Origin of the sequence: Streptomyces sp. NPDC058678 (genome assembly GCF_042714835.1) — a bacterium.
GTDB lineage: Bacteria > Actinomycetota > Actinomycetes > Streptomycetales > Streptomycetaceae > Streptomyces.
This window is the reverse complement of the sequence record NZ_JBHXSG010000014.1, coordinates 103514-115731: the sequence shown is the minus strand read 5'-3', so window position 1 is coordinate 115731 and position 12218 is coordinate 103514. Positions and strand designations below refer to the sequence as shown.

General features: G+C 67.7%; 11 protein-coding genes. 6 read left to right on the top strand and 5 right to left on the bottom strand.

Annotated features, from left to right (window positions below; genetic code table 11):
• Window positions 1-2: 2 nt before the first annotated feature.
• Genes ACFWWR_RS15800 through ACFWWR_RS15790 form a run of 3 tightly spaced genes read right to left on the bottom strand, consistent with a single transcriptional unit; the run spans window position 3 to window position 3534 of the window.
• Window positions 3-980 (bottom strand): ABC transporter permease, encoded by a 978-nt coding sequence (locus ACFWWR_RS15800; RefSeq protein WP_383858219.1) that lies wholly within the window; start codon window positions 978-980, stop codon window positions 3-5.
• Window positions 973-1896 carry an ABC transporter permease gene (locus tag ACFWWR_RS15795; protein WP_383858216.1) on the bottom strand — a complete coding sequence of 308 codons (924 nt, stop codon included), beginning with the start codon at window positions 1894-1896 and terminating at the stop codon, window positions 973-975. The genes ACFWWR_RS15800 and ACFWWR_RS15795 overlap by 8 nt, the downstream gene beginning before the upstream one ends.
• Window positions 1897-1902: 6 nt before the next feature.
• The gene (locus ACFWWR_RS15790) at window positions 1903-3534 is read right to left on the bottom strand and encodes an ABC transporter substrate-binding protein (protein WP_383858213.1); all 1632 of its coding nucleotides are present in this window, start codon (window positions 3532-3534) and stop codon (window positions 1903-1905) included.
• A 506-nt stretch (window positions 3535-4040) separates the two neighbouring features.
• Between ACFWWR_RS15790 and ACFWWR_RS15785 the strand changes: the two genes are divergently transcribed.
• The 5 genes from ACFWWR_RS15785 to ACFWWR_RS15765 all read left to right on the top strand — a co-directional run bounded on the left by ACFWWR_RS15785 (window position 4041) and on the right by ACFWWR_RS15765 (window position 10148).
• Complete coding sequence (locus ACFWWR_RS15785) at window positions 4041-5069, top strand: ABC transporter permease (protein ID WP_384303692.1); 1029 nt, start codon at window positions 4041-4043, stop codon at window positions 5067-5069.
• 85 nt (window positions 5070-5154) lie between these two features.
• Entirely contained in the window at window positions 5155-6912 is a 1758-nt protein-coding gene (locus ACFWWR_RS15780; protein WP_384303690.1) for an ABC transporter substrate-binding protein, read from the top strand.
• Between the two features lie 96 nt (window positions 6913-7008).
• Complete coding sequence (locus ACFWWR_RS15775; protein WP_384303688.1) at window positions 7009-7989, top strand: ABC transporter permease; 981 nt, start codon at window positions 7009-7011, stop codon at window positions 7987-7989.
• Between the two features lie 48 nt (window positions 7990-8037).
• Window positions 8038-9075, top strand: a complete 1038-nt coding sequence (locus ACFWWR_RS15770; RefSeq protein ID WP_384303686.1) for an ABC transporter ATP-binding protein — start codon at window positions 8038-8040, stop codon at window positions 9073-9075.
• A gap of 26 nt (window positions 9076-9101) precedes the next feature.
• Window positions 9102-10148: an ABC transporter ATP-binding protein gene (locus ACFWWR_RS15765; RefSeq protein ID WP_384303684.1), complete on the top strand. Its 1047-nt coding sequence runs from the start codon at window positions 9102-9104 to the stop codon at window positions 10146-10148.
• Window positions 10149-10307: 159 nt separating this feature from the next.
• Here ACFWWR_RS15765 and ACFWWR_RS15760 read toward each other — a convergent pair whose 3' ends face one another.
• Complete coding sequence (locus ACFWWR_RS15760; protein WP_384303682.1) at window positions 10308-10811, bottom strand: DinB family protein; 504 nt, start codon at window positions 10809-10811, stop codon at window positions 10308-10310.
• A 99-nt stretch (window positions 10812-10910) separates the two neighbouring features.
• Window positions 10911-11300, bottom strand: a complete 390-nt coding sequence (locus ACFWWR_RS15755; RefSeq protein WP_384303680.1) for a VOC family protein — start codon at window positions 11298-11300, stop codon at window positions 10911-10913.
• Window positions 11301-11388: 88 nt separating this feature from the next.
• Between ACFWWR_RS15755 and ACFWWR_RS15750 the strand changes: the two genes are divergently transcribed.
• The gene (locus tag ACFWWR_RS15750; protein ID WP_384303678.1) at window positions 11389-12129 is read left to right on the top strand and encodes a class I SAM-dependent methyltransferase; all 741 of its coding nucleotides are present in this window, start codon (window positions 11389-11391) and stop codon (window positions 12127-12129) included.
• Window positions 12130-12218: the final 89 nt, after the last annotated feature.

Sequence of the window (12218 nt, the reverse complement as noted above, 5' to 3'; positions counted from 1 at the left end):
GCTCACCTCAGCTTCGGGTCGAGGGCGTCGCGCACCGCGTCACCGAGCATGATGAACGCGAGCACGGTGAGCGCGAGCGCTCCGGCCGGCCACAGCAGCATGTGCGGGGCCTGCCGGATGTAGGCGGACGCCGAGGAGATGTCGATCCCCCAGCTGACCGTCGGCGGCTTCAGCCCGACACCGAGGTAGGACAGGGTCGCCTCCAGCGCGATGTAGGTGCCGAGCGCGATGGTCGCCACGACGATCACCGGAGCGACCGCGTTGGGTGTGATGTGGCGAAGGAGCAGCCGGGAGTTGGAGGCGCCGAGCGCCCTGGCGGCCTGCACGTAGTCGTTCTGCTTGGCGGTGATGACCGAGCCGCGGGCGATCCGGGAGATCTGCGGCCAGCCCAGCAGCACCATGAAGCCGATGACCGGCCAGACGGTGTTGCTGGTGACGACGGACAGCAGGACCAGGCCGCCGAGGACCACCGGGATCGCGAAGAAGACGTCGGTGAGCCGGGACAGGATCGAGTCCCAGAACCCGCCGAAGAACCCGGCGAGCCCGCCGAGCACCGAGCCGAGCAGGGACACCCCGAGTGTGGCGCAGACGCCGACCGTGACGGACGTACGGGCGCCGTAGACGGTGCGGGTGTAGACGTTGCAGCCCTGGCCGTCGTAGCCGAACGGCGCACCGGGCCGGGAGCCCTCCTGGGCCTTGGCGAGGTCGCACTTGAGGGGGCTGCCGGAGGCGATCAGCGACGGCCAGATCGAGATGACGACGAGGAAGAGGATCACCAGGCCGGAGATGACGAAGACCGGGTTGCGGCGCAGGTCGCGCCAGGCGTCGGACCAGAGGGAGCGGGGCTTGTCGAAGGGGCCCGAGCCGTCCGGGCCGCCGGGGCGCTTCTCGAGCGTCTCGCCCTCGCTCGTGGCCAGGTCCATCGCACCGCCCATGCCCGTCGCGGCGATCGCGCCCTGTTGCCCCTGAGGGTCAGGCATAACGGATCCTGGGGTCGAGTACGGCGTACAGGAGGTCGACGATCAGGTTGGCGACCAGGAACACCAGGACGAGGACCGTCACGAAGCCGACGACGGTCTGGGTGTTCTGGCGGAGGATGCCCTGGTAGAGCTGGTAGCCGACGCCGTGGATGTTGAAGATGCGCTCGGTGACGATCGCACCTCCCATCAGAGCTCCGATGTCGGTGCCGATGAAGGTGACGACGGGGATGAGCGAGTTGCGCAGCAGGTGCCGGGTGATCACCCTGCGACGGGGCAGCCCCTTCGCCACCGCCGTACGGACGTAGTCGGACCGCTTGTTCTCCGCGATGGAGGTGCGGGTCAGCCGGGTCACGTAGGCGAGGGAGACCGAGGCGAGGACCAGGCCCGGCACGATCAGCTCGCCGAAGGTGGCGTCCGTCGACACCGACGGTCTGATCCAGCCCCACTCGACGCCGAGCAGGAGCTGGAGCAGCAGGCCGGTGACGAAGGTGGGGACGGAGATCACGACGAGGGTGAACATCAGGACCGAGGTGTCGACGGGCCGGCCGCGACGCAGGCCCGTGATCACGCCCAGCGTGATGCCGATGACGATCTCGAAGAGGATGGCGACGATCGTCAGCCGGATGGTGACCGGGAAAGCCGTCGCCATCAGCTCGGTGACTTCCTGGCCGTTGAAGGCGGTGCCGAAGTCGCCGGTGAAGACGTTCCCCATGTAGGTCAGGTATTGCTGCCAGACCGGCTTGTCGAGGCCGAACTCCTTCTCCAGTCGGGCGGCCGTCGCCGGGTCGCACTGCCTCTCCCCGCACAGGCCCGCGATGGGGTCGCCCATCACGTTCACCATGAGGAAGATCAGCAGGGTGGCCCCGATGAAGACCGGGATCATCTGGAGCAGCCGCCGGACGACGTACCGTCCCATGGATGCTCAGCCGACCTTGATCTCGTTGTAGACGGGGACGCTGAAGGGGTTGAGCTTCACGTTGGAGAGCCGGTCCGAGTAGCCGGCGCTGCCGTTCTGGTACCAGAGCGGGATGGCGCCCATGTTGTCCCGGAGAACCTCCTCGGCCTGCTGGAACTTCTTCACCGCCGTCGCCGTGTCGGTCGCGGCGTTGGCCTCGTCGACGAGCTTGTCGAACTCCTTGTTGGTCCACTTGCCGTCGTTGGAGGAGGCGTTGGTGTAGTAGAGCGGCTGCAGGAAGTTCTGGATCAGCGGGTAGTCCATCTGCCAGCCGGCGCGGAACGGGCCGGGCATCTTCTCGTCGGTGATCTGGTTGCGGAAGTCGGCGAAGGTGCCGAACGGGTTGCCGACGCACGCCTTGTCGTTGCCGAGGGCGTTGTTGATGGAGTTGCAGACCGCGTCGACCCACTCCTTGTGGGAGCCGGTGTCCGCGTTGTACGTGATCTTGACCTGGCCGCCGGGGAGGCCGCCCCCCTCCTCGATCAGCTTCTTGGCCGCGGCGGCGTCGTACTCGCAGGCGTCCCCGCACGGGCCTTCCTTGAAGCCGCCGTCCTCGCCGAGCACGGGGGAGGTCCAGTCGGTGGCGGGGGTGCGGGTCTTCTGGAAGATCGTGTCGGTGATCTGCTCGCGGTTGATCGCCCGGGACAGTCCGGTGCGGACCTTCTCCATGCCGGGCTTGTTCCACTTGGGGTCGTAGAACGGGAAGGCGAGGGTCTGGATGATGCCCGCCGGGCTGTTGATGTACCGGTCGCCGAGGTCGCTCTTGGCGTTCTTGAGCTGGGCGGCCGGGACGTCGTCGACCAGGTCGAGGTTGCCGGCCATCAGGTCGGTGTAGGCGGTGTTGTTGTCGGTGTAGACCTTCAGGTCCACGCCGCCGTTCTGCGCCTTGTCCGTGCCGGGGTAGCCGTCCCAGGCCCGCAGCGACATCTGCGAGCCCTTGGTGTACGAGTCGATCGTGTACGGCCCGTTGCCGACCGGCTTCTTCACCCAGGCGTCGTGGTCGTCGAAGAAGGCCTGCGGGAGCGGGGCGAAGGCGGGGTAGCCGAGGGTGTCGGGGAACGTCGAGAACTTCTGGTTGAGCTTGACGGTGAAGGTGGTGTCGTCGACGACCTCGAGGCCGGAGAGCGTGTCGGCGCTCTGCTTGCCGCCGTCCTCGGGGTGGGTCTTGTCGTAGCCCTCGATGTAGCCGAAGAAGTACGCGTTCTTCTGGTTGTTCTTCAGGCTCGCGCCGTAGTTCCAGGCGTCGACGAAGGACTTGGCGGTGACCTTCTCGCCGTTGCTGAAGGTCCAGCCGTCCTTGATGGTGATGGTGAAGTTCCGCGAGTCCGAGGTGTCGATCTTCTCGGCGAGCATGTCGTCGGCCTTGCCGGTCTCCGGGTCGTACCGCTTCAGGCTCCGGAAGATCATGTCGAGGACCTTGCCGCCCTGCACCTCGTTGGTGTTGGCCGGCTCCAGGGGGTTCTGCGGGTCACCCCAGGAGGAACTGAGCACCCCGCCCATGTCGCCCGCGCTGTCGCTCCCCCCGCCCCCGCAAGCCGTCGCCGCGAGGGCTGTCGCCGCCGCGCAGGCGACCCATGTGGCGTGCGTGGCTCCACGCATGGAGTGCCTCCTATGAATGCCCTGTGTCCGCGACGCTCGGTCGCCGATTCGTTATCCGTAAATATCGGGGCAAAAAGCAGAAGCCGCACACGGGCTCGGGCCTTTGGAGGGACGGGTCATCCGGATGCACGCGTCCGGACGGGGCGACGAAACGGACGTTCCGTTTCGGAGGCAGTGGATCTTCCCGGTGGGGCGCAATGGATCTTCACGAAGCGATGCCGAACCGTTGGAAAAGAACCCCCGGGTGTACGCATTCCGACACTGAGCCGTCCGTATATCGAACTCATTGCCTGATTAGTCCAGTTGGTCCGATGTAAGACACGACTCGATCACGGCGCGCTACACGCGTAGCTACGGGATGGTCATGTAGAGGTAAAGAAGGTAAAGAGAAACCCAAGTCGACCCAGATTTTATTGACCTTGAACGAATTGCGTTGAAAAAGTCCGGCGTAGCCCGTAGGGGAGTGCCCTGCGGAGTCATCAGATTTCCCGTGGGCCAGGAGCACCATGACCCCCCCCTCTCCATCTGCGGCTGCCCCGCTCGAGGTGACCGACGAAACCGTCGAGAAGCCGGCGGCGTCCCCCACCCTCCAGGGCGCCGAGAGCCGCTCCCCGGGCCGCCTCGCCTGGACCCGGTTCAAGCGGGACCGGACGGGCGTGATTTCCGCCTACATCGTGATCTTCTTCTTCGTGATCGCGATCTGCGCCCCGCTGATCTCCGCCCTGTACGGCAAGGACCCGTACACGCTGTACGGCCAGGAACAGGCCGGCCTGCTCAACGAGGCGGGCTTCCCCATCAAGCCGAACGGCGGCATCGACGGCGACTTCTGGTTCGGCATCGAGCCGGCACTGGGCCGCGACGTCTTCACCTTCCTGCTCTACGGCATCCGCACCTCACTGATGATCGCGACGGCCACCACGGTCCTGGTCACGATCATCGGCGTGGTCATCGGCATCACCGCCGGCTACCTCGGCGGCAAGACCGACTACCTCATCGGCCGGGTCATCGACATCCTGCTGTCGTTCCCGTCCACGCTGTTCTTCATCGCCTTCATGCCCGTCGTGTACGGCGTGTTCGTCGCGCCCGACGACGACATCCCCACGTCTCTGCGGGCCACCTGCCTGATCCTCGTCCTCACGGCCTTCGGCTGGGCGTCCATCGCCCGTCTCCTGCGCGGCCAGGTACTGGCCCTGCGGGAGCGGGAGTTCGTGGAGGCGGCGAAGGTGACCGGGGCCTCACCGGCCCGCATCATCTTCAAGGAACTGCTGCCCAACCTGTGGACTCCGATTCTGATCCAGTCCACCCTCGCCCTCCCGGCCTTCGTGACCGCGGAGGCGGGCCTCGCCTTCCTCGGCGTCGGCATCATCGACCCGACCCCGGACTGGGGCGTGATGATCCAGCGCGGTGCGCAGTTCTACACGGACGACATCACCTTCATGATCTTCCCGGGCGTCTCGATGATCATCTTCGTCCTGGCGTTCAACCTCCTCGGCGATTCGGTCCGCGACGCACTCGACCCGAAGTCCAAGCGCTGAGTCACACGCCGGCCCGGTCGTCGTCGTCCGGAAGCCGGCAGCTCGTAGCCCGTCTCTCTCATCCATCACGTCTAGGCAGGTAGCCATGTCCTTTTCCCGCAGAAACTTCCTGATAGCCACCACCGTGGCTGCAGGTGCGTCCACCGTCCTGAGCGCGTGCAGCAGCGGCAACGCCGATGGTGGCAGCGGCAGCGCGACCAAGGCTCCCCAGGGCAAGGCTGCCAAGATCGACGTCGGCACCAAGGCCGACTCCGCGGGCCCCGCCCCGGAGATGCCGGGCGCGGTCAAGGGCGGCACGATCTACACGCTCGACCAGATCGACTTCGACCACCTGGACCCGGCGCAGATCTACTCGTCGTACACGGGCGCCGGCTCGGTCCTGTTCCTGCGCGGCCTGACCGGCTACCGGGTCGACGCCAAGGGCAACACCACCCTGGTCGGCGACCTCGCCACGGACGCGGGCACCGTGAAGGACGGCGGCAAGACCTGGTCCTTCACCCTGAAGGACGGCGTGAAGTGGGAGGACGGCGCCGACGTCACCATCGACGACGTCCGTCACAGCTTCGAGCGCCTCTTCGCCTCCTTCGTCACCGAGGGCCCCCGCTACCCGCAGAACTGGCTCGAGGGCGGCGACAAGTACAAGGGTCCCTACGACGGCAAGCACCTGTCGTCGATCGAGGTCGACGGCAGCACCATCACCTTCCGCCTCAAGGAGGCGCACGCCGACTTCCCGTTCATGCTGGCCATGCGCGGCTTCGCGATCGTGCCGAAGAAGCACGACACGCAGAAGAAGTACGACAAGCGCCCCTACTCCTGCGGCCCGTACAAGATCCAGTCCCGCAGCGTCGACAAGTCCCTGACCCTGGTGCGCAACGAGCACTGGGACGCCGCCAAGGACCCGTGCCGCAACGGCTACCCGGACAAGGTCGTCATGCAGTTCGGCTTCCAGGCGCTGGCCTCCACGGACCGCTACATCGCGGACTCGGGCAACGACCAGTTCTCGCTCTCCCTGCTCAACGAGGTCGCCCCCGAGCGCATCACGAAGGTGCTCGGCGACGCCACGCTGAAGAAGCGCGTGCTGACCCAGGTCGACACGACCTGCTACTACTTCCCGATCAACCTGACCCGCGTCAAGGACGTCAAGGTCCGCCAGGCGCTCAACTGGGCGTGGCCCGCGGCGCAGCTGAAGCAGCTGCGCGGTGGCTCGGCCGTCACCTCGACCGCCACCACCATCATCAGCCCGCTCACCCCGGGCCACGTGGACTTCGACCTGTACGGCAAGAAGACCAAGCCGATGGGCGACCCGGAGAAGGCCAAGGCGCTGCTGAAGGAGGCCGGTGCCGAGGGCCAGAAGATCGTCATCGCCTTCCAGCAGTCCGACCAGGCCGTCAAGTCGGCCGTCACCATCAAGACCGCGCTCACCAAGGCCGGCTTCGAGGTGGTGACCCAGCAGGTCGACAAGACGACCTTCTACAGCCAGATCGGCCAGCTGGACAACAAGTTCGACATGTTCGCCGCGGGCTGGGGCCCGGACTGGCCGGCCGGTTACGCGGTCATCCAGCCCTGCTGGGACGGCAGCCAGATCTCCGACGGCGGCGTCAACTGGTCGCAGCTGAACAACACGAGCGTGAACAAGGCCATCGCCGCGGCCACCGCCATCACCGACGCGGACAAGGCCAACGCGGCCTGGGGCGCGATCGACAAGCAGATCATGGAGATGGCGGCCTGCGTCCCGGACTACAACCCGGTCCGCAACTACTTCTACGGTTCCAAGGTCGGTGGCGTCATCTACAACGCCGGTGACACCTGCGTCGCCATCGGCAAGGTCTTCGCCAAGGCCTGACGTTTCCTCGGGGCGGCGGTCCTCGCGACCGCCGCCCCGGCCCCGTCCACGCTCCCCACCCCCGGCGACGGCGCCCCGTCCGGAAAGCCCTCACCCATGTTCCGTTTCCTGATCCGTCGAGTGCTCGGCGCGCTCGTCATTCTGCTGATCATCAGCGCCGTCACCTTCTTCCTGTTCTACGCCATCCCGCGCGACCCGGCGCGGATGGCCTGCGGCAAGGTCTGTGACGCCCAACTGCTCGCGCAGGTACGGCAGAACCTCGGGATCGCCGACCCGATGCCGGTCCAGTACTGGCACTGGCTGCAGGGCATCTTCGTGGGCCGTGAGTACACAGGCGTCGGGAACTGCGACGCACCGTGCCTCGGCTACTCGTTCGCCAACAGCGAGCCGGTCTTCCAGACGATCATGGACCGTTTCCCGACGACGCTGTCCCTCGCCTTCGGTGCGGCCTTCTTCTTCCTGATCATCGGCGTCGGCGCGGGCATGCTGGCCGCGGTCAAGCAGGGCAAGGCCCTGGACAAGATCGCCAGCTCCGTCTCGCTGCTCGGCTCGTCGATGCAGATCTACTTCGTCGGCTACATCGCGATGTTCTTCCTGGTCCAGCAGGCCGGAATCCTGAGCCAGCCCTCGTACACACCGGTCACCGAGAACCCGGGCGCCTGGGTCTCGGGCCTCCTGCTGCCGTGGCTCGTGCTGTCCATCATCTTCACGGCCAACTACACGCGTATGACCCGCTCGCAGCTGGTGGAGCAGCTGAGCGAGGACTACGTCCGCACGGCCCGGGCCAAGGGCCTGTCACGCCGCTCGGTCTTCTTCCGCTTCGCCTGGCGCGGTGCCATGGGTCCGATCGTGACGATCTTCGGCATCGACATGGGCACGCTGATCGGCGGCGCGATCATCACCGAGTCGACCTTCAGCCTCCAGGGCATCGGCACGCTCGCCGTCCGCGCGGTCACCGACAGCGACCTGCCTATGCTGCTCGGTGTCACGGTCGTCGCGGCCGCCGGCATCGTCTTCGCCAACATCATCGTGGACGCCGTCTACGCCCTCATCGACCCGCGGATCCGGCTCGCCTGACCTCCGCCCCAGCCCCGACCTCGCATCACCCCCCTCAGGAGCGTCCCCGTGACGAGCACCGATCAGCAGCCCTTCCTGTCCGTCAGGGACCTGAAAGTCCACTTCTCCACCGAGGACGGCATCGTCAAGGCCGTCGACGGCCTCAGTTTCGACGTCGCCAAGGGCAAGACGCTCGGCATCGTGGGCGAGTCGGGGTCCGGCAAGTCCGTCACGAACCTGACGATCCTGGGCCTGCACGACCGTGCCCGCACCGCGATCGACGGCGAGATCCTGCTCGACGGCAAGGAGCTGCTCACCGCCTCCGAGAAGGAGCTGGAGCGGCTGCGCGGCAACAAGATGGCGATGATCTTCCAGGACGCCCTGGCCTCGCTGTCGCCGTACCACACCATCGGCAAGCAGATCGGTGAGACGTACCGCAAGCACACCGGCGCCTCCAAGCAGGAGGCCCGGGCGCGGGCGGTAGAGATGCTGAAGCGGGTGGGGATCCCGCAGCCGGACATGCGGGTGGACGACTACCCGCACCAGTTCTCCGGCGGTATGCGGCAGCGCGCGATGATCGCGATGGCCCTGGTCTGCGACCCCGAGCTGCTGATCGCGGACGAGCCGACCACGGCTCTCGACGTGACGGTCCAGGCGCAGATCATGGACCTCCTGAAGGACCTCCAGCAGGAGTTCGGCACGGCGATCGTCTTCATCACCCACGACCTCGGTGTCATCGCCGACATCGCGGACGACGTGCTGGTGATGTACGGCGGCCGGTGCGTGGAGCGCGGCACCAAGCAGGAGGTGCTGCGCGCCCCGCGGCACCCCTACACCCTGGGGCTGATGAACTCGATGCCGAGCCTCGACGGCCCGGTCGACGTGCCGCTGTCGCCGATCCCGGGGTCGCCGCCCTCGCTGCTCAACCCGCCGACGGGCTGCCGCTTCCACCCGCGGTGCACCTTCGCCGAGAAGGTCGCGGGCGGGCTGTGCGCCACCGAGCAGCCGGCGCTCGAGGTCGTGGAGGGCAGGGGTTCCGCCTGCCACCTCACGCCGGACCAGCGCCGGGAATTCTTCGCCGACTTCGCCGCATCACGGCACAACTGACGGACACGAGACGGGACTTCACCATCATGAGCAACGCGAACCCCCTCCTGGACGTCAGCGGTCTGACCAAGCACTTCCCGATCAAGGGCGGCTTCCCGATCCGGCGCACGGTCGGAGCCGTTCAGGCCGTCGACGGGCTCGACTTCTCGGTCGCCGAGGGCGAGAGCCTGGGCCTGGTCGGCGAGTCCGGCTGCGGCAAGTCGACGACCGGCCGCCTGATCACCCGCCTGTTGGAGCCGACCGGCGGCACGATTTCGTACCGCGGCCAGGACATCACGCACGCCGGCCGCAAGCAGCTCGCGCCGATCAGGTCCGAGATCCAGATGATCTTCCAGGACCCGTACGCGTCCCTGAACCCGCGGCAGACGGTCGGCAAGATCATCGCCGGCCCGATGGAGATCAACGACATCAATCCGGCGGGCGGCCGCGAGAACCGCGTCCGCGAGCTGCTGGAGATCGTCGGCCTCAACCCCGAGCACTACAACCGCTTCCCGCACGAGTTCTCCGGCGGCCAGCGCCAGCGCATCGGGGTGGCGCGCGCCTTGGCCCTGGAACCGAAGCTCATCGTCGCCGACGAGCCGGTGTCCGCGCTCGACGTCTCCATCCAGGCGCAGGTCGTCAACCTGCTCCAGAAGGTCCAGAAGGACCTGGGCATCGCCTTCGTCTTCATCGCCCACGACCTGGCGATCGTCCGCCACTTCTCCCAGCGCGTGGCGGTCATGTACCTCGGCAAGATCGTCGAGATCGCCGACCGTGACGACCTCTACGGCAACCCGCGCCACCCGTACACGAGGGCGCTGCTGTCCGCCGTGCCCGAGGCCACCGCGGACGACGTGCCGGCCCGTGAGCGCATCCTCCTCAAGGGCGACGTGCCGTCCCCGATCAACCCGCCCTCCGGCTGCCGCTTCCGCACCCGCTGCTGGAAGGCGACGGACAAGTGCGCGAGCGAGGCCCCGCCGCTGGTCGAGGCCGAGGGCAACAGGTCCGGCCACCTCACCGCCTGCCACTACCCCGAGACGGCGGACACGGTTCCCGCCCCCCGCCTCTCCAAGGACCCCCAGGCGGCGGCCTGACAACACCCCATTTCCGTCGGCCGCCTCCTTACGGAACGGACTTTCCCGGCCCATTGACCCGAGCCCATGAACGTCCGCTCCAGGGGACGAAGGCCCGCGCCCACCCAGGCGCGGGCCTTCACCCTGTTCATGGCATCACCGTACGGACGCCACCGAACCTCACACGCCCGTCGTGCCGTCGACCAGTTCCCGCACGATGTCCAGGTGCCCGTTGTGGCGGGCCGTCTCCTCGATCAGGTGGAGGAGGATCCAGCGGAGGTCGACCTGGCGGCCGTCGCTGTTCGAGCGCTTGGCCTTGGTGTCCAGGTCGTTGGCGGTGACCAACTCGCGGTAGCGGGCGGCCTGTTCCGCGTATTCACCGAGGACGTCGGCGAGGGGGAGGTCGACGGCGATGCGCATCTCGCGGTCGGGGTCCTCGTCCGTCCAGGGACCCTCGTCCTCCTCACCGAGGAAGACCACCTGGAACCAGAAGTACTCGACCCACCGGAGGTGATTGACCAGCCCGCTCAGGGTCATCAGCGGCGAGCCCGGCAGCGGGGCCTTGCGGGCGTTCTCCGGCGACACGTCCTCGCACTTGGCGCGGGCGGTGTCGCGGGCGTAGTCGAGGAAGGTGGTCAGCTGGCTGCGCTCGTCCCACGCGGGGGGAGTATCGGTTCTTGTCATCGGGGAGGATGCTCCCGGACCCGCGTCCGCGTGTCGAACTATTAAGCGGATCCCCTCGTCGCCGCGGAGTCGCGGGCACGTCCCGTCCGCCGAGCCGGCTCAGTCCTTCCGCGCCACCAGCTCCACCTCGAACCCGTCCCCGTCCTCCAGATACCCCGCACAGTGCTCGGGCCCGCCCGCGTACGGGTGCCGGTCGGGGAACATCAGGGTCCAGCCGTGTTCCGGCGCCGCCTCGACCAGCGCGTCGAGGTCGGCCCGGTTCTGCACGTGGAAGGCCAGGTGGTTCAGGCCCGGGCGCATACGGTCGTACGGCTCGCCGGGACGCAGTGCCGGTGAGTGTTCGAGGACGATGTACGTGTCCGCCATCCGCCAGCTGCGCCCGGCGGCCCAGTTCTGGTACTCCTCGTAGCCCAGCCGCTTCAGCAGCCATCCCCAGGAGCCCACCGCGCGCTCCAGGTCCGGCACCCACAGCTCCACGTGATGCAGCAACTTCCGCCCTCTCCAAGGCCGTAGGGACAAGCCCTCACGAACCCACGATCCTGTCATCAGCCGCACGCCGTTGTGGCAGACTGCCGCGATGGTCGATCGGTCGTTCGCGGACCCCGAGCTCGCCGCACTGTACGAGACGCTCAATCCGTGGCAGGCGGGGGACGACTTCTGCCTCGACTTCGTGATGTCCGCCGGGTCCGTGCTGGACGTCGGGTGCGGCACCGGCCGGCTGCTCAGGAGGGCCCGGGCACAGGGGCACCGCGGGCGACTGGTGGGGCTCGATCCGGCGGCCGCGATGCTCGTACTGGCGCGGCACAACGCACCGCGGGTGGAATGGGTGCTCGGTGATCTGCTGACGCGCAGGTGGCACGGGGAGTTCGATCTCGTCGTGATGACCGGGCATGCGTTCCAGGTGCTCGTCAGCGACGAAGAGGTGCGGCTCGCCCTGCGGGCCGTGCGCGCCGCGCTCGCCGACGGCGGACGGTTCGTGTTCGAGACACGGAACCCCGCTGCCCGCGCCTGGGAGACCTGGACCCCGGAGCGCGGGTACGAGATCACCGGCCCGGACGGCGCCCCCGTACTCGTGTGGCACGAGGTCGAGCAGCCCGTCCTCGGAGACCGGGTGACGTTCACCGAGACCTTCGAGGGCGGACCATGGAAGCGGCCCGTGATCAGCAGGACCACCTTGCGGTTCCTCGACGCCTGCACCCTGTCCCAATTCCTCGGCGAGGCCGGGCTCAGGGTCACCGAGCAGTACGGCGACTGGGGGCGGGGGCCGTGCACACCCGCGAGCCCTGAGATCATCACCGTGGCGCGCCCCGCCCTGTAGAACCGGCGGGCCCCGTCCTCCAGGGCCCCCGGCGCACCCCGTCCCCTAGGGTCCGCGGCGGATCACGCCGCAGGCTCGGGGTCTGGCAC